The sequence below is a fragment of the Roseofilum capinflatum BLCC-M114 genome, from assembly GCF_030068505.1.
GTDB lineage: Bacteria > Cyanobacteriota > Cyanobacteriia > Cyanobacteriales > Desertifilaceae > Roseofilum > Roseofilum capinflatum.
Map to the genome: position 1 here is coordinate 44,015 of NZ_JAQOSO010000102.1, position 19,221 is coordinate 63,235.

Annotated in this window: 13 protein-coding genes, 1 tRNA gene and 1 pseudogene; 2 read left to right on the forward strand and 13 right to left on the reverse strand. The window is 45.3% G+C overall.

Annotated features, from left to right (window positions below; genetic code table 11):
* Window positions 1-6 precede the first annotated feature (6 nt).
* On the reverse strand, window positions 7-2,307 hold the full coding sequence (locus tag PMG25_RS19790) for a RelA/SpoT family protein (protein WP_283768621.1): 2,301 nt from the start codon (window positions 2,305-2,307) through the stop codon (window positions 7-9).
* Window positions 2,308-2,531: 224 nt separating this feature from the next.
* Between PMG25_RS19790 and patD the strand changes: the two genes are divergently transcribed.
* Window positions 2,532-2,894 (forward strand): heterocyst frequency control protein PatD, encoded by a 363-nt coding sequence (gene patD, locus PMG25_RS19795; RefSeq protein ID WP_283768622.1) that lies wholly within the window; start codon window positions 2,532-2,534, stop codon window positions 2,892-2,894.
* On the opposite strand, the gene PMG25_RS19800 is transcribed toward patD, so the two are convergent.
* The 12 genes and pseudogenes from PMG25_RS19800 to PMG25_RS19855 all read right to left on the reverse strand — a co-directional run bounded on the left by PMG25_RS19800 (window position 2,891) and on the right by PMG25_RS19855 (window position 16,606).
* Window positions 2,891-4,018 (reverse strand): ATP-binding response regulator, encoded by a 1,128-nt coding sequence (locus tag PMG25_RS19800; RefSeq protein WP_283768623.1) that lies wholly within the window; start codon window positions 4,016-4,018, stop codon window positions 2,891-2,893. The two genes, patD and PMG25_RS19800, sit on opposite strands and share 4 nt — an antisense overlap.
* A 125-nt stretch (window positions 4,019-4,143) precedes the next feature.
* A complete protein-coding gene (locus tag PMG25_RS19805) occupies window positions 4,144-6,069 on the reverse strand; it encodes a diguanylate cyclase domain-containing protein (protein WP_283768624.1) in 1,926 nt (641 codons plus the stop codon).
* 160 nt (window positions 6,070-6,229) lie between these two features.
* Window positions 6,230-6,685, reverse strand: coding sequence for a response regulator (locus tag PMG25_RS19810; protein ID WP_283768625.1), 456 nt, complete (start codon window positions 6,683-6,685; stop codon window positions 6,230-6,232).
* Between the two features lie 16 nt (window positions 6,686-6,701).
* Window positions 6,702-9,986 carry a PAS domain-containing sensor histidine kinase gene (locus PMG25_RS19815; RefSeq protein WP_283768626.1) on the reverse strand — a complete coding sequence of 1,095 codons (3,285 nt, stop codon included), beginning with the start codon at window positions 9,984-9,986 and terminating at the stop codon, window positions 6,702-6,704.
* 181 nt (window positions 9,987-10,167) lie between these two features.
* Window positions 10,168-10,548, reverse strand: coding sequence for a DUF1823 family protein (locus PMG25_RS19820; RefSeq protein ID WP_283768627.1), 381 nt, complete (start codon window positions 10,546-10,548; stop codon window positions 10,168-10,170).
* Between the two features lie 121 nt (window positions 10,549-10,669).
* Window positions 10,670-12,064, reverse strand: coding sequence for an NCS2 family permease (locus PMG25_RS19825; protein ID WP_283768628.1), 1,395 nt, complete (start codon window positions 12,062-12,064; stop codon window positions 10,670-10,672).
* 148 nt (window positions 12,065-12,212) lie between these two features.
* Window positions 12,213-13,073, reverse strand: a pseudogene (locus tag PMG25_RS19830) (RNA-guided endonuclease InsQ/TnpB family protein); the annotation flags it as partial.
* Between the two features lie 129 nt (window positions 13,074-13,202).
* A tRNA-Met gene (locus PMG25_RS19835) sits at window positions 13,203-13,279 on the reverse strand.
* Between the two features lie 57 nt (window positions 13,280-13,336).
* A complete protein-coding gene (locus tag PMG25_RS19840; RefSeq protein ID WP_283768630.1) occupies window positions 13,337-14,284 on the reverse strand; it encodes an asparaginase in 948 nt (315 codons plus the stop codon).
* A 37-nt stretch (window positions 14,285-14,321) separates the two neighbouring features.
* Window positions 14,322-14,822 carry a CGLD27 family protein gene (locus PMG25_RS19845; RefSeq protein WP_283768631.1) on the reverse strand — a complete coding sequence of 167 codons (501 nt, stop codon included), beginning with the start codon at window positions 14,820-14,822 and terminating at the stop codon, window positions 14,322-14,324.
* A gap of 14 nt (window positions 14,823-14,836) precedes the next feature.
* Window positions 14,837-15,268 (reverse strand): ribosome silencing factor, encoded by a 432-nt coding sequence (rsfS, locus tag PMG25_RS19850; protein WP_347178884.1) that lies wholly within the window; start codon window positions 15,266-15,268, stop codon window positions 14,837-14,839.
* 87 nt (window positions 15,269-15,355) lie between these two features.
* On the reverse strand, window positions 15,356-16,606 hold the full coding sequence (locus PMG25_RS19855) for a glycosyltransferase family 4 protein (RefSeq protein WP_283768633.1): 1,251 nt from the start codon (window positions 16,604-16,606) through the stop codon (window positions 15,356-15,358).
* A 514-nt stretch (window positions 16,607-17,120) separates the two neighbouring features.
* On the opposite strand from PMG25_RS19855, the gene PMG25_RS19860 reads away from it, so the two are divergent.
* Window positions 17,121-19,221: DUF4347 domain-containing protein (locus PMG25_RS19860; protein WP_283768634.1), on the forward strand; the 2,101-nt coding region annotated here is incomplete at its 3' end.

Sequence of the window (19,221 nt, forward strand, 5' to 3'; positions counted from 1 at the left end):
GTTGGTCTATTCTGACTCAGAATCCGTATCTTCTACTTGTCCCACACGACGAATATTAAGAATATCGCTCATATTGCGGATTTGAGTAAATACAGATTCTAATTGGGGGCGATCGCGAATTTCCATACCCAAATTAATCACGGCCGGTTTTCCCGTCTGAGTTTTCACATCCACATTGCGGACATTGATTCCTTGGTCGCTTAACCGAGAAAGAATATCCTTAAGAATGCCCACCCGGTCAATGGTTTGGATTTGCACTTGTACAATATAAGTCATCCCAGTGGGAGGGGTTTTGTGGTTTTTACCATTCCAACTTACAGGAATCAGGCGATCGCCCTCCACATGCTCTACATTATGACACCCTTGGCGATGAATCGAAATCCCCCGCCCTCTGGTCACCACTCCAATAATTAGCTCTCCGGGAATGGGATTACAGCATCCTGCCAGATAATAGAGCAATCCTTCAATGCCGACAATGGGAGAGCTGTGATCCCCAGCCGAAGAATGAGAAGCAGAAGAAGCAGAAGATGGAATCACGGCCTCACCTTTAAGTCCTTCCTTATCCTGGCGATCGTCCGGTTCCAGGGGTTGGGTGGCACGAATGGCATCCCGGAGACGGTTGACCACCAAATTTAAGGTCAGCTCGCCATACCCCAAAGCTGCTAACAAATCGTCCACAGCGTGATAATTGCACCGTTCAACCACTAATTGCATCGGTTGGGATTTCAGCAGGGACTCAAATCCCGGTTTACCCATTTCTTTTTCCAGCAGTTCCCGACCTCTAGCAACATTTTCTTCTCGATGCGATCGCTTGTACCATTGGCGAATTCGGTTTCGCGCTCCGGCAGTTTTGACAAAATTGAGCCAATCTAAATTCGGATGGCTATTTTTTTGCGTCAAAATTTCCACAATATCGCCATTTTTCAACACCGTATTCAAAGGAACCATGCGCCCATTCACCCTAGCGCCAGAGCAATGATTGCCTACCTCCGAGTGAATGCGATAGGCAAAATCCACCGTTGACGATCCCGAAGTCAGGGACAGCACATCCCCACGGGGAGTGAACACATACACATCATCTTCAAATAAGTTGTCCTTGATATTCTCCAAATATTCCTGAGCATCTTTAAGATCGTTTTGCCAATCGAGCAATTGACGTAGCCAGGTAAATTTTTCATCGGCATCCGTCATTTGGCTATAGTTCGATCCCCCTTCCTTATATTTCCAATGGGCCGCAATCCCATATTCCGCCACCTGATGCATTTCCTGGGTACGGATTTGCACCTCTAGGGGTCGCCCCGTGGGGCCAATCACCCCCGTATGCAAGGATTGATAGCGGTTAGGTTTTGGCAGGCCAATATAGTCCTTAAATCGACCGGGGATCGGCCGGAAGGAGTCATGCACGATCGCCAAGGCCCGATAGCATTGATCGTGGGTTTGGGTAATCATGCGAATCCCAGCAATATCGAAGATTTCGTGAAATTCTTTTTGCTGCTGTTGCATTTTGCGATAAATGCCATACAGATGTTTGGGACGGCCGCTAATTTCTACATTGGTGATCCCAATCTGTTCCAAGCGAATCTGGAGAATTTCAATCACATTATCCAGGCGCATTTCTCGGTCTGTACGCTTTTCAGCAACTAAGGCTTGCACTTCCCGATAGGAGAGGGGTTCTAAATACTTAAATGCCAGGTCTTCAAGCTCCCACTTAATCCGCCCGATCCCTAAACGATTAGCTAAGGGAGCAAAGATTTCACGGGTTTCTAAGGCGATCGCCCGTTGTTTCTCCTCCTTCATAAATTCTAGGGTTCGCATGTTATGCAGTCGGTCGGCTAACTTGACCACAATCACCCGAATATCTTGGGCCATGGCTAAAAACATGCGGCGAAAGTTTTCTGCTTGCCGTTCGGTTTTACTGGAAAATTTAAATTTAGACAGCTTCGTTACCCCTTCTACCAAGTGGCGCACTTCCGAACCAAAGCGTTCTTCTAGTTCTTCTGGGGTTACATCCGTGTCTTCTACCACATCATGGAGAAAACCGGCGGCAATCATGGGGGCACTTCCCCCAAGTTCGCGCAATAATCCCGCCACTGCCACGGGATGGGAAATATAGGCTTCTCCTGATTTTCGGTATTGTCCTTGATGGAGTTGATAAGCAAATTCAAAGGCTTCTCGAATTAAGCGCTGATCCTCTGGGGATTGACAGACCGGGATGAGTTCAACTGGAGATTGATCCGGGTTTAAACAGGCCGTCAACCAGTTGGGAAGAGTGACATCGAGGGAGTTGGATTCAGTGAGCGTTTTCATAGCGGGTGGATGTTCAGGGATGATCGATACAATAGGTAATTTAGTCTCGGAACCCACCCAAGGGTGTTACGATTACGAGAACTCGATGATGGGAATGGAAAAATAGCTGGTGGTGGAGGAGTTAATGCAGAGGCTTACACCTGATCTCAGGTTACCTCTAATGCTCTGTTATTCAATACTATAACTTTACTACTCTAAAAAAAGCGAGGGGATGAAAGACCCGTATGTTATCGAAAGAGCATATGCAAATTTACCAGAATTTTCTGGATATTTTAAAGGAAGTCTTAATTTTGTCCACAACTGAGACGACTCCAGACCTATTAATCCCAACTTGTCAGGAGGTTGAAGATTTTTTTGGGCAACAGATTGCACCTTTGTCTTGGGATCAAAATTATCCTGTCTCTGAGATGGCGTGGCAGTCGATTCAAACGGAGATGCATAAACAGATTAAACTATTGGTAACTGAGACTACATTTTACCAAATGAGTCGCCAGGAATCGGCGCAACAGCAGAGAAAAAAGAAGATAAGCCATTATACTCAGGCTTTGATTCGCTATTGTGAGATCCTCTTAGGAACTGGGGATTAAGGATGAGCGGGTAGGGTAATGGTGAAGGTGGTTCCTTGGTTGACTTGGCTGTCAATGTCAATGGTTCCGTGGTGTAAATCTACGCATTTTTTGACAATGGAGAGTCCGAGACCCGTTCCGCCAATGTTGCCAATATTGCTGCCTCGATGGAAGGACTCAAACAGATGCTCTTGCTCGGATTTGGGAATACCAATGCCTCGATCTTGGATCTGAAATTGAATGGTGTTGTCCAGACAGCGAACGTAAATAAATACTTTACTCCCTTGGGGAGAATACTTAATGGCATTGGAGAGTAAGTGAACTAACATTTGCTCAATTAAGCTACTATCGAGCATCCAGGAGCTTACAGAGTCTTCGGGCAAAAATTCCAGACAATAGTGGGAACCGGCGATCGCCTGCATTCGGCCGATCGCTTGCTTAAACAGGGGGATCACTTCTACCACTGTGGGGTTAAATGCCAACAAGCCAAAGTCTGCGTCTTTGATAAACAGAACATCTTCTAAGAGGCTAGTCATATGGCCAATGGCTTTATGAATGCGGTCAAAATGTTTGTTCTGTTTTTCCTTATCCCACTTATCTCGATAGCGCTCTAACATCCCTACGGATAAGCCAATGGTGGTGAGGGGGGTTCGATATTCATGGGAAATGGTGGTGATAATCCGGGATTTTAGCTCATTGAGGGCTTGTAAATGATTTAAGGATTGATTTAAATAGGGGTCGATTAAGCAACGATCCTGGGGGTTAGAAATGCACAGTAAGCTGGCGATGCGTTTGTTGAGCAGGTGAGGATGAATGGGTTTAGGTAAATAATCATCCACTCCCATCTCCAAAATTTGGCTAATAAAGTCAGGTTGTTGGCACTCACTGAGGACTAAAATGGCTGGTGGGTAAGGTTGGCAATTCTGTTGATAGGCGATCGCCTCTTTTAGCTGCTCTAAGTTGCGATCGTGAACATCGACAATAATCAGATGGGGTTGCTCCGTAGTCAGTTCTGCCATCTCACTAACGGTTTGAGTCACATACTGATGGGGTGCGATCTCCTCCGCTACAGGGGGATGGATGGATAAACTTAGCGTTTGGGCTAACGGAGGATCTGCCTCCACAATCAGAATCAATGAAGACATCAGAGATTAGTTATCTGGCGTAGAAGGAACTTTAGTTAATTTAAGAGGGTTCAAGTAGACTTGCTTAGTTTTACCGATTCTAGATGCCCCTTCTAGGGCATAATACCTTAATTCCGGTCAACTCCCTAGACAAAACTGGAGTGGCCCTCTAAGCTTAATCCGTGGGTTTGAATGGTATTGCGTCCCTGAGCTTTTGATTGATATAAGGCTTCATCGGCATTAATCAGTAATTGATAGGGTTCAATTTCGAGTTGGGGAATCTGAGCCGCAACCCCTAGAGACAAGGTGAGATAGGAGCTGATTGGGGAAGCAAGATGTTCCATGTGCATAGAATTAATTTGCTGTTGAATCTTCTCAGCAACTTGGAGAGCGCCGTCGAGGGGAGTGTAAGGAAGAACCACCACAAATTCTTCCCCACCATAGCGAGCGACTAAATCGGCTGGACGTTGGGCAGAGGAGGCGATCGCCTGGGCAACTTTCCGTAAGCAGTCATCTCCGGCTTGATGTCCGTAGGTGTCATTATAGAGCTTGAAGTGGTCAATATCGCATAGAATAATGGAGAGGGGAGCGCCCTCGCGAGCGAGTCTGCGCCATTCGATGGCTAAATATTGATCGAAGCGTCGTCGGTTGGCGATACCGGTTAAGCCGTCTAGGGTGGCCATTTGTTGTAGTATTTGATTGGTTTGGGCCAGTTGTTGATAGAGTTGCCCTTGACGGATGGCGATCGCCACTTGATGAGTAATTTTTTGCAGTAATTCTAGTTGTTCTTCTGGCCACGAGCGAGGCGATCGGCAATCCTGTAAAGCCAAAAGACCCCACAGAGACTCTGGGGTTTTTTGCAGTAACTCTTGGGGAGACTCTATCCCCATGTCTTGATCCGGTAACGGTAACTCAAAGCATTTGATTTGAATCACTAATTGAGATTTCACCTGCCACTGGTGTAACGTTTCTTCAAAGGCAGAACGAGCTTGGGGCGGAATTTGTTCAATCACCCCCAGTTTTAAGTCAGAGGTTTGCCCATAATCTAACACCTCTTCTAGGTTGACCTTTTCAATTGTTTCCCCAACCACTGAGCCATAACCGGCAGCGACGGATTCCACCAAAACATTTAAACTTTCTTGAGGTTGCACGCTATAGATTAACACTCGATCTACCTGCAACAGTTTACGCACTTCACGAACTGTCGTTTTTAAGATTTCTTCTAAATTTAGGGATTGGCGAATTTTTTGAGTGATAATGCTAAAAATTTTTTCCTGTTGTGCTTGTTGTCTTAAGATTAATTCTACCTGCTTGGTATCGGTAATATCGCGACCCACTGCCTGATATTCGGCCAGGGTTTTCTGGGAGGTGAAAATCCCACGAATCGTCCACGATTGCCATATCACAGGGGAATCGTGGGAAGAGATCGGTAGCTCTAGAGTCACGGTAGGACTGTTGACTGTTATTTTTGCCAACTGTGTCTGAAGTTCAGACCAGTCTTGATTGAAGAGTCCATAGGAAATACATTGACCCACCAAAGATTCCGGCTCTTGATGGCAAAACAAACTAAAGGCTCGGTTAATAAAAGTAATGGTTCCATCGGCTAAAAACCGACAAATAAATTCCGTTTGATCTTCAATGATTCCTCGGTAACGGGCTTCACTTTGCCGTAACTTTTCTAGGGTTTCTTTGCGTCTAATCGCATAATGAATGGCGCGGGTGAGCATGTTCGGACGCAATTCATTCTTAAAAATATAATCCTGGGCCCCGGCTTTCAGGGCAGAGATCGCGGTTACTTCATCATCTAAACCGGTCAGCACAATCATGGGAATATGGGGAGCTTGTGCATACATGGTTTGACAAGTTTCTAAGCCTCTGGCATCTGGTAAAGACAAGTCTAATAAAATCACTGCATAGGAATTTTTGATCGCTGATTCTATGGCTTGGGCCAGGGTTTCCACGCGATCGATGTGGTAATGACACCCTTGTGTCCTCTGGAGTAAGGTTTCAATCAGACGAACATCGGCAGGATTATCTTCAATCAATAGTACATTTAGGGTAACTTGATTCACGTGGTTTAATCCTTGACCATCTTCAATGCAAAGGGGGAATTGATAATTATTTTATATTATACATAACTCCCTTTTTGACCTGCCTTGATGTCTGAACTGTTGATACTTAAGTTGTCGTAGTCTAAATTACAGCTTGAAAAACAGGCAACTTCTTCTAAGGTTAAAATATTGTACCGGATATGGGCGGAAGCTTAACGGAAGTTAACCAAAATTGTTCGACCAGACGGATCAAGTCTTGGAATTGATCTAAGGAAGAGGGTTTATTGAGATAACAATTGGCATAATTTTGGTAACTTGAGAGAATATCAGCTTCGTTTTCTGAGTTACTGAGCATGATGACGGGAATTACTCGCAGAGATAGATCGGCTTTGATTTCGGCTAAGACTTCTAAACCGCTTTTAGTGGGTAATTTAATATCTAAGAGAATGATATGGGGCCGTGGACTGCGATGATAGGGTTCCTGGTGATGCAAAAAGGCGATCGCCTGTTCTCCACTCTCTACGACATGGATCTGATGTTGGATCGAGCCTTTGCGAAAGGCCTGCACGGTCAAGGCAGCTTGACTGGGCGAGTCTTCTACCAACAAAATATGAATCGGTTCAGAACTGAAATTCAAAATACAAAATCATCATTTAGGTGCGATTAGGCATTGTAAAGTAAAATGTTGCTCCCTGGTTAAGGTTGGACTCTACCCAAATTTTTCCCCCATGACGGGCAACAATTTTATGACAGATGGCCAACCCAATACCTGTACCGGCAAAAGCGCTTTGGGAATGGAGTCTTTGGAAGATGGCAAAGATGCGCTCGGCATAACGGGGATCGATGCCAATGCCATTATCCTGCACCCAAAAGAGCCAATGGGAATTTTGGTATTTGGCTCCCAGGTGAATTGCTAGGGGCCGATCGCTGCGAAACTTAAGGGCATTACTGCATAAATTTTGCCACAGTTGCACCATCTGGGAGCGATCGGCGTAAAGGGTGGGTAAGGGATCGTGGGTAAGAGTAGCACCACTTTCCTCGATGGCGATGTTTAAGTTCATCAAAACCTGTTGTCGCACGTCCTCAAGATCCGTGGGCAACATCTCTTGAGCGCAAGTTCTCACCCGCGAAAAGGCTAATAAATCCTGAATCAACCCTTGCATTCGTTGTCCTTCACTGAGGATAAAGTGAAGATAGTTTTCTCCTTCACCATCAAGACAATGGCCATAATCTTCTTTCAACAGTTGACTGAAACTGACGACTCCTCGCAGGGGTTCCTGTAAATCATGGGAGGCAATATAGGCGAATTGCTGTAATTCGGCATTAGAGCGGGCTAATTCTTCCTGTTGGCGGATTTGTTGGGCGATCGCCTCTTGTTGCTCGAGTTGCGCTTGTTGGCGAGCAATATGGGTATAGAGCATTTCCCCAACGACCTGTAAAATTCTGCCATCTTCAACCGACCATTGTTTGGGGTTCTCCTGATTCGACTCGCATTTAATTTGTCCCCAAAGTTTTCCCGATGCAGTCCAAATGGGAACCGCTAAGAGGGAACCAATGTGCAAGGATTGTAAATAGGCTTTCTCGACTTGGGCGATCGCCGGGAGATCCTCAAGGGAATTGATAATCAAAATGTCCTGTTGACGCAGCTTCTCAAACCACCAGCTAAAAGGAGCCACATCTAGGTTTTGAAAGCGATCGCGAAAGGAGCCACTCTCAGCATTTAACCATTCATCCGTGAGACTCAATTGGGTTTCTTCTGGGTTGAGCCGAATGAGATATACTCGACTGGCTGCCATCGCTTCGCCGAGTATACCCAAGAGATCGTCAAAATCGAAGGCATCATGGCGGGTTAACCATTTAGAGACTTCAGATAAAGCCGTTTCCAGTTTGAGACGATATTTTAATTCTTGCTCCGCTTGTTTGCGATCCGTAATATCTTCTGCAATTCCAGCCACTCGTTCAATATTCCCCCATTGATCTTCTATTGGAAAGGCTCGATCCCAAATCCACCGGGTTTTGCCATTCGGACAACGAATCCGATATTCACAAAAGGTATAGTTCCCCTGTCTTTGTTCGTCCAAGGTTTGCTTAACGCGATCGCGATCCTGGGGATCGACACTCTCTAACCAGGAAAAATCAGGCTCATAGACGGCTGAGAGCGATCGCTCCCACACTTGTTCATAGGCAGGACTCATATATTCAATCTCATAGGGATGGGTTGTAGCCAACCAAAATACATCTTGAACATTATCAGCCAACTGGCGAAACCGTTGTTCGCTCTCCCGCAGCGCTTCTTCAGCTTGTCTTCGTTCCGTAATATCGCGAATACTCACCACATAAACGGGTTCGCCCAACCAATAGGTTTGAGAAACACTCATTTCTCCCACCCCCATCAGGTTCTGTCCTTGAATTAAATCAATTTCGGTCACATTACCCACGGTCAGAGGTTGACCGAATTCATGATGGACTAAGCTAGAAATGGGACGATTAAACAACTGAGCGGCTGCGGGATTCACAAACTGAATGATTCCTTGGAGATCCACAATTAACAAGCCATCAGAAGCACTATTAATAATGGTATGCAGTCGCGCCTCACTTTCCCAGAGTTGCAATTCAATCAATTTATGGGTGGTAATATCAATGGCTGTCCCTAAAATTTCGATCGGAACCCCTTGCTCATCGCGCTTAAAGACCATATTGCGCGATCGCAGCCACACCCAAGACCCATTCTGATGACGAACTCGATATTCCACCTCCTGAACTTCCCCATCGGCTAACCCTAACCACTCCTGTTTTATATTTTGAACTAACTCCAATTCATCGGGATGATATATATCCTTAAAAAAATAAGTATCTTGGGAATACATATCTTCAGGAGAATAACCTGACAGTCCTTCTAGGGAACGATTGACATAAATATTTTTCTCTCTTTGTAAATCATACAAATAGAGCAATTCCGGTGAAGCATCCGTGAGTTGTTCAATAAAGCGTTTACTTTGGCGCAACTCTTCCTCTGTACGCTTGCGATCCGTAATGTCTCGATAAATACTCAAATACCAATGTCGCTCTTCTTCCCAAATAATCGACGTAGAAACCAATAAGGTTTTCTCTTGCCCATCCTTCGTGCGAATCACTGTTTCTACATCCTCTATTTTACCGCGATCGCGCACCTGCACAATTTGATCAGCAACTTTACTTAATTTTTCTGGATTAGGATACAATAAACTTAAAAAGTTATCAGCTTTATTGGCTTCTTCCTGAGAATATCCGGTCAAACTTTCCATCTTAGGATTAAAAATACTAAAATATCCCCGTTCATCACTGAGAGTAATCCCCTCTCCCACTGTCTTAATCACCCGTAAGAGACGATCTAATAATCCTTGGATTAGATTAGAGCTTTGCTTTTGAGCCGTAATATCTGTATCTGTACCCGCCATGCGATAAGGCTTGCCTGCACTGTCTCTAAACGCAATTCCCCGCGCTAAAATCCAGCGAACACTGCCATCTTTATGCACCATCCGATGCTCAACTTCATACAGCCCATTTATACCCTCTAAATGCTCTTGAGCTAACTTCATCGTCATTTCCCGATCGTCAGGATGAACTAAGGCAACCCAAGATTCAATACAATTGGGTATTTCTTCATCTTGGTATCCCAAAATTTCTTTTAAGTTGGGAGAGATATACATTTCATTGGTTTGTAAATTCCAATCCCAAACTCCCACTTGACTACTCGAAATAGCCAGGGTATACCGTTCTTCTGTTTGATTGAGTAAATGCCTTAATCTTTGATTTTCTTGAATGACTTCCTGTAATTGGGTTTGCACAAAATTGAAACGCTCCCAAATTTGAGGCGGACAAAAGTTTTTGTGCTGATGCCAAAATCCAAAACTAGAGTGTCCTGTAAACGGATAATTTAACTGCTCTGTACTATTCATCACTAATTTCTCCTGTTATGCCAGTACCCAGTTTAATTGATCCATCTATTGAGCGACAACTTCGATTAAGCTTAAATGACTGGTGTTGGTCAATAAAAGACCAATAGAGAGATAGCGATTATGTAAAAAGTTTCAGAGTTACAATTAAACTCAACAGAAATCAATGAAACTTATTATATCTTTACCGATTAAGGTTACGATAACTGAGTAACCAATTCGCCATCGTTGCTCTCCGGGTTTGTCGCGGGCCAAATTCACCAATTTTATAACCCTTAAATCCTAATTCTTGTTTCAGAAGTTGTTTATTTTCTGGGGGAATTGAGCGAGTCAATTTTAGGGTCGCTGGACGAGAACCGATAAAATCAGGGGGTTCAGGATACACTTCCCCCCAATCCTCCATCACTTGGCTAATATCCCAAGTTTGGGTCTCTGCATGATAACGATAGCCTAAATAGTGCCACACTAATTCATTGACTATTCGATCGTCTAGGCTATCTTCTAGAGTTTCATCTACTATCGCCCATATCGTTTCGTCAGTCAGCTCAGGTAAGTTAGATAGCATTTGAGTCTCGATCTAAGATGGATTAACAAGCCCAATTATAACGTCTTACCCCTGGTCGCTTACCTCTGGGGGATTACTAAAGTTTTGAGCTATTGATACAGAAGAGTTAGGGAGCGAAACCCTAGCCTCCAATATGTAGCCCCATCAACACAAATCGCAAGGTAAAGATGGCGGCGATCGCCCATACAGCCGGTCGAACTTCCTGCATTTTGCCTTGAAACGACTTGAGTAAAGGATAGGTGATAAATCCGATCGCCAAACCTTCAGCGATCGAAAAGCTCAGGGGAATAAACACCAGCGTCAGAAACCCAGGAATAGACTCGGCCGGATCGTCCCAATGAATTGACCGTACACTTCCCATCATCAGTACCCCAATAATCACCAATGCGGGGGCAGTGGCAAAGGGGGGAATACCAGAAATGAGGGGAATAAAGAAAATCGACAGTGCAAACAATGCAGCCGTAACTACAGCCGTAAATCCCGATCGCCCCCCTTCAGAAATTCCCGAAGCCGACTCAATGTAAGTCGTTACCGTTGACGTGCCTAAAATTGCCCCCACCGTCGTCCCCACAGCATCCGCCATAAACGCTTGACTGGCCCGTGGCAATTCCCCCCGATCATTAATTAAACCCGCCTTCATTCCAATGCCAGCCAAAGTCCCTACGGTATCAAATAAATCTACAAACAGCAGGACAAACAGAATCGCCAACAGTTCCCAAAACGGAATTTGATTCAGGTTTCCCAAGCCTACCAACGCTTGACCGAACAAATCACTCGGCCATTGGGGAACCGCCAGAATACCACTGGGTAGCTGGGCAACGCCCAAAATCCAAGCCAACACCGCCGTGGCCAAAATTCCTAACAATAGGGCCCCGCGAATGCGCCGAGCCAGAAACGCCGAGGTGATCATAATCCCAAAAATTGCGATTAAGGCTACCGGGTTACTCAAATCACCCAAAGCTGTTGTTGTCACCTCATTGGCCACAATTAAGCCACCATTTTTCAGCCCAATGTAAGTAATAAATAAACCAATCCCAGCCGCAGTCGAGTGTTTGATACAAGCCGGAATGGCCGTCACCATGCGAGCGCGAATATTAAAGAGAGTTAGGGCAATAAAAATCAGCCCTTCCAGAAATACTGCTGTTAAGGCGACCCGCCAATCAATCCCCAATCTGAGGACAATAGAAAAGGCAAAATAGGCGTTCAATCCCATGCCTGGAGCCAGGGCAAACGGATATTTGGCATAACATCCCATCACCAAAGAGGCGATCGCCGCCGAAAATGCTGTGGCAATCACCAATTCTCCGAATAAATCTCGACTTTCTTGTAAAAAAATGGCGTTCGACAAAATATCCGGATTGACCACCAAAATATAGGCCATCGTAATAAACGTCGTCGCCCCAGCCAATACTTCCGTGCCCCAACTCGTCTTTAAGGCATCCCATTGGAAAAACCGACCTATCTTTTGTTCTAAAGATAAGGAAGGAGACTGAGGGCGTTCCTGGTCTTCATTCATAAGCTTTGAAAACTAACCCATTTGCCACACCATACCACCATCTGCCCCTCCCAATGAGCAACAGGGAATACAAATGTAATGAGGACTTTTCCCGCGACGGTTGCGGTGAACTACCGAGCGGTGAATCAGAGATTACACCGTCGGCTTCCTATCCAACAGACTGCGAAATAGTAGACTTCTTGCGTCCTCTACTGTCTCGGCTTACATCTGGACAATAGGCGATATCCCCCGTTCCAGAGGATAAAATACGCAGCCCTTCATCTTTTATGTTCTTGGCAGCGTTGATGTCGCGGTCATGTTTAGTCCCGCACTTGGCACACTGCCAAAACCTCACATCAAGGGGAAGGCTTTTAACTTGATTGAGGCAAACGTTACAAGTCTTTGAGCTAGGAAAGAAACGGCTTACCTCAAGGTAAACCTTCCCTTCCCATTCAGCTTTGTATTTGAGCATGGTACAGAATTGACCCCATCCTACCTGACTTATTGCTTTAGCAAGATAGTGGTTCTTGACCATGTTCTTAACAGCGAGATTTTCCACCACGATGACTTGGTTTTCGTTAACTATCCTGCGTGATAGTTTGTGATGGAAGTCCTCTCGACAACGAGATATTTTATTGTGAACGCTGGCTACTTGCTTACGGGTCTTATTACGGTTGTTAGAGCCTTTTTGTCGTCTGGATAGCCGTTTTTGCTTGGCTTTTAGGTTGCGTTCGTGCTTCGCTATCCATCTAGGATTATCAAATTTAGACCCATCTGAAGTAATCGCAAAATGAGCCAATCCTAAATCAATACCAATCGCTTTTCCTTCTGTTGACTGTTCTAGCGTATCCTCTCCATCATCAACTAACACAGAAGCAAAGTATTGACCTTTCGCGTTCATTGACACCGTTACTGTCTTGATTTTACCCTCAATAGGTCTATGGATTTTGGCATAAACAATTCCCATCTTTGGGAACTTCAACCCATCTTCAACAAGAGAAACATTTTGAGGATAACTAATTGACTGCTCTCTTTAGCCCCATGGGAACCTATTCACTTTGGAGGGTGCTATGCTGGATTTAGGAATACTTTAAGCAGAGGGGTTTCCATAATCTGAAGGTCAAGGATGGAAACCCGCTCTACTGTCGTTGTTTTGATTTGGTGGCGGGGAGCGGATTTGAACCACTGACCTTCGGGTTATGAGCCCGACGAGCTACCAGACTGCTCTACCCCGCGTCACTTTATCTAGTATAGATCAGTGATTTTAATTATGCAACCTTTTTTCCCAAATTTCTAAATAATCGACAATTCTCCGCTCACTTCTAGGCGTTTATAGTCTCCAATGCTCATGAACTGATCTCCAAGGGTATCAGCCGCCATGGGGCTGATCCAGCCTAACTCTTTGAGGGCGTAAATGGCTGCGGCATATTTGGCCCGCTTACTGCCATCAATCACCTTAATGGCTAAACCCATTCCTTCCCCAATACGGCTAATGCATTGGATGCCTTCAGCTCCCGACTTACTCACCAGCTCCCCCTGAGTCACTCGCATTAATTCCGTATCAAACTTCTCTTCACCGGCAACAAATTCCGGGTAATGGGTCATGGCTCGCACCACTCGTTCTAAATCGAGATGATCGCCAGAAGCCAATTGAGCATACAAGGTCGCCATTTGCCCCAGTTGCATGTAGTAGGTAGGTGCGCCACAGTCGTCATGAACACCAATGAGTTCATCGGGAGGCATTCTGAGCAGTTCGGCAACTCTGGATAAAATCAGTTGTTGCACGGGATGATTGCGGCGTAAATAGTTTTCTTTCATCCAATGACGTTGCTGACAAACGGCTAACATACCAGCATGTTTACCAGAACAGTTGTGTTGGAGGGCGCTTTGAGCGCCAGAGGGAATGGGACACTGGAGTGCGGTGGGTTCAATTTCGCAGCGCCAGAGGATGTTGAAGACTTGTCTGGCTTGGGCGGTGGTTCCTTGATGGGAACTGCAAATGATGGCTAAATCGCGATCGCTCAAATTGTACCTCTCCAGGGTTCCACTGCTGGTGACGGCTGAGGCTTGAAAGGGTTTGAGGGCAGAGCGAATGAAGGTGGCGGTTTCTGGATCTCCAGCAGCAGAAAGGACTCGCCCTTTATCGTCACAAACTACGGCTTGCGTGCAGTGGGTGGATTCTGTAATGCCTTCCCGGAGAAGACTAACTTGTAAGGTGGCGGTACGTTTTCCCCTGGTCATGAGTTTATCAATAGGATAAATAGAAGATCACAAATCATTAAAAGCAGACCCAACTAATCGCTTCCGTTCCCAGCAGTGTGCCTAGTCCCGCAAATGTCCAATGAAGACGTTTGAGGATGGGTTTGACTTGGTAGGTAACAATCAGTTGGTCTTTGGTCAAGCTCTCTGGGGATTTTTCCCAGATTTGACCATCATACCAGCCGGATTCTTCGTAGGAGACAGTGGGACTATTTAGGCGATCGCCAATATATTTCCATCCTAAGTATAGGCGCAGGAGCAATAAAATCAAGATCAAACTGGCTCCAGCACTGGCACAAATGGTAAATCGGATCGGGTCTTTGCTCATGGGAAAACTAGCGGCAGACACCGGCCCAGTAATCACCCAACTTAATCCCCAAATCCAGATGGCCTTCAACCAATACTGGTGAGGCTCTAGGGTTCCCCAACGAAAGAAGCCCGATTCTTTAAGGGCTTGATATTCGTTGAGAGGTTGCTGTTCATCTGGTACGGGACAAGGCCAGATGGGTTTTTCCGTCATTGGCTTTAATCTCTCTATGAGTCCTTGGGTTGAAATTCTATGGGTTCTGCATGACTCCAGAAGGCATCGAGGTTATAAAATTGCCTTTCTTCAGGGAGAAATATATGGACAATGACTTCTCCAAAGTCTTGCAAAACCCAGCTTCCTTCTGCTTTCCCTTCAGTTCTCAGGGGGAAGCGCTGAAAGTGTTCTTCTACACTATCTTCAATCGACCTGGCGATCGCCCGCACTTGCACGGTGGATAATCCCGTCACCAATATAAAGAAATCGGCTAAATAAGAGACTTCATCTACTTTCAGGATCAGGATATCTTCCCCTTTCCGGTCATCTGCTGCTTCTGCGATGGTTAGGGCCATCTGCTGACTACTCTCTAGGGACAAGGGACTAGAGGGCGCTGAGGAGGGAATTGAGGTTGGAGAAAGAGGGGTTTGGCCAAAGTTGGACATGCAAACTAGGTTCAGAATTAGGACACTATTGGGATTTTCTTAGGAATCTTCATCTTAACTGAAGATCTGGGGATTAGGTACTTGCCTTTAGCCCTTACTAGGGTAACTTTCGATCGCCTCCTCGAATAGGGATTCATAGCGATTGAGCGCTTGTTCAAGAGAAAAGTTTGCCATGGCATAGTCTCGCCCTTGCTTGCCTAGCTGTTCAACTTCGGCGGGATTATCATAGAGTTGGGCAATGCGATCGGCGAGGGCTTGGCTGTTTTCTGGTTCAACCACTACTCCCCCTTGACTGTCCCGAACGGCTTTAGCGGCAGTTCCATCATCGGGAACCGAGGCGACAATGACTCGCCCACTCGATAAAATTAAGGGAATTTTGGAGGGCAGGTTAAAGGTTGTGACGCGCTGTTTTTGCACCACTAAGCCGATGTTAGCCGCAGCATACATTTGGGGGAGAGTTTCACGGGGTTGGAAGGGCAGGAGTTTAACATTGGTGACTTTCAGGCGATCGCATTCCGTTTGCAAAGCGCCCAAGGCTTTTTGTTCTCCCACAATCACAAATTGAATGGCTTCGAGATGTTGAAGTTGGGCGGCTGCTTCAATGACGGTACTTAGACCTTGGGTGAGGGCAATATTTCCCGCATAAAGGATCACAAATTTACCGTCGAGTTGATGCTTGCTGCGAAAATCATTGGGTTCTTGCGGTAGAGGACGGATGAAGTTCACATCTACCCAGTTGGGAATACAGGTGATTTTGCGATCGCTAATTCCTTGGGACAATAATTTTTCTCGAAATCCTTCTGCAATCACGCTAATCTGTTCTGAGGTAGAATAGGCAAGCGTCTCTAAACTTTCTGCCATTTTGAACAGGATAGATTCCCGCTTGAGTAAGCCCACTCGTACCGCCGCTTCTGAGACAATATCTTGTAAATTGAGGACGACGGGAGAGCGCCGAGAAGCCGAAAACAGACTCACTGGAACGGAAATCGGCAAGGGCGGAATGGTCGCAAAAACCACATCGGGTCGCCATCCCCGGTAGGCTTGCACCACACTACTGACCACAAAACTACCGTCAAGTAAAAGGCGATCGAATAATCCCGGTTTTGGCCCCTTTATATAAACATAGCTGCGTTGAATAGTAACCTTATTTTTTACTTCAGTCAGATAAATTTTACCGCGATAACCCTCATAAACCTGCCGTTCCGGATAATTGGGCATCCCCGTCACCACCCGCACCTGATGCCCCCGCTCGGCCAGACCTTCAGCCAACTCGGTCATGAGTGGGGCAATCCCAATCGGTTCTGGAGCATAGTTGTAAGAATAAATTAGAATTCGCATCGCATCAGACCTTTAGCTGAGAGGGTTTTAAACGGCAATAGAACTTATCTTGCCAAAAAAGTTTACACTATCGTAACCTAGTTTTAAGTAGACTGGAGTCCCTGAGTATTGATTGTCTTAACTCTATGATTAATTATCCGTAAAATTATTGATTCTTCATGCGTTAAAATTCATCTTCCGATCAATTGCCAAATTATTTTGCTTAGAGTTATAATTTAAAAATGCTTGCCTAGGGTGCGAATAAACTTTTTTGAGTCAAGAGAGTTTTATCTGTTTTTTGTCCGATTAATCTTACACCAAAGATAAAATCAACCTAACTTCTAATTTCAACCAAAGTTGATTCTACATCATGCAATATATACCGATAAAAACATCTAATTTAAAATAGCCAAGCGTATGAAATTTTAACTCCCTTAGAAAGAAAGCCCCTACTCTCAAACAATAGAGTGGATTTCACTAGAAAAAGTTATCAATCCATTTGACTCGAAATCATCAGATAAAATCTACCATAACCATGTCTTACTCACTCAATTTGCCTGTTTTCCCGAAACAGATTGCGTTTATCGATCCCCAAATTAAAGATTATGACCTTCTCCTCAAGGGGATCGAGTCAGATGTGGAAGTTGTCATCTTGGAAAAACACCAAGATGGAATTGAGCAGATTACCCAACATTTAAAGACTCATCGGGAAAACTCCATTGAATCGATTCATTTGATTTCCCATGGGAATTGGGGACAAATTCATCTGGGTTCTACTCAACTCAATCGAGAAAGCCTACCCTACTATAGCCAAACGCTACAAAGCTGGTCAAATCTTCTGGGTCAATCCGCCGAAATATTACTCTATGGGTGTCGAGTCGCTGAAAATGCGATCGGTCGGTCGTTTGTGGATAGCCTCAGTCAGTTAACGAAAAGGGCGATCGCCGCCTCTACCACCTTAACCGGAAATGGCGATCGCGGTGGAACCTGGGATCTGGGGTATCGTACAGGCAATATACAATCAGAATTAGTATTTGATGAGGGGGCGATCGTCACCTACCCCCATACCCTTAATGCCGATCTAGAAATTAACGGAGTAAGCATAAGTAACAATGTTCCCAACGTTGGGAACACTATCACCTACACCATTACCCTCTCCAACAACGGGCCCGATAATGCCACAGGAGTAGAAGTTACAGATTCACTACCGAGCGGACTCACTTTTTCAGGTAGCACACCCAGTCAAGGAACCTACGACAATACAACAGGAATTTGGACAGTCGGTAATATCAACAACGGTGACAACGCCACCCTAGAAATTGAGGCAACCATTAATCCTGGTACTAGCGGCACAATCCTGAGTAACACTGCTGAAATTACTGCCTCTAACCCGAGCGATCTAAACGCCACAAATAACCAAGCCACAGTCGATACCTTTGTAGGTAATATCCAACCCAACCCCTTCTATTCTGCTAGAGGTAACCCTTCCCAACTATACTTAGTTGATATTACCAACGGAAATCAAACCTTTATCCCTGGAGGAGAGCTTGCTTTTCGGAGTTTTGCCATTACTCGCGATAGTAATACAGGACGAATTTATTATGTGGGAGAACAAAGTAATTCCACTGCTCCAGTGGGTTCTCAAGTGGGTTATTGGGACCCTGTGACCCAAACTAATACCACCCTCCCTAATCGCACAGGTGTAGATGTTCAGTTCCTGAAACTGGCTCAAGCTCAAGATGGTACGATTTACGGTTTAGCTGGAAATACTGCAAACCTTTATAGCATTGATCCTAATACAGGAGTGGCAACAGACTTAGGAGCAATATCAGGGGGCACTCCATCCTTCAGTGCAGGAAGTGGTGATGCTGCTTTTGATCCCAACAATGCCGATATTCTCTATGTTTCAGTTTTAGTCAGTGGAGAGTTAAGGCTCTACAAAGTCAATGTCAATACTCTCATTGCTGAATATGTGGGTGAGTCTGGACTCTCCAATGTTGATAATTCAGGTTCTCTTGGCTTTGGAGAAGACGGAGACCTTTATGCCATCGTTAGATCAAACGGTAACAATAATGAAAGACGCTTTGCCCGCCTCAGTCAGACGAATGGAACCGCTACAATTATTCAGGAACCCAGTGAAAACTCTGGTGACTTTGGGACTCTTCCTACTCCAACTCCAGATGTAGATTTCACAATTACCAAAACTGACGGTGTAGATAATATTGCTACGGGAGCAAATATTACTTACACCATTAGTCTAACCAATAACACTCTCCCCAATCGCGTTGTCGGCTTAATTGTCCAAGACTCGATTCCCACAAGTGGTGTTGACATTGACTCCTGGAATGCTTCAGTCACAAATACTTCAGGACAATCTAACATAATTAACGGTGCTTCGGGCACGAGCAATGAAATATTCACCAGTGTCAACATCGGGCCAGATGACACCCTAACTATTCTGGCAGAAGGAACAGTTATCGCTCCTGCTAACAGTACAATTGAGAACACTGTCCAAGTTCCAGGTATTAACGACACCTCCCCAGGAGATGACATTCTCACTGATACAACCAATGTCGTTGCTACCACTCCCCCCGACCTGAGCATCACCAAAACCGCCAGCAGCAGCAACGTCAGTG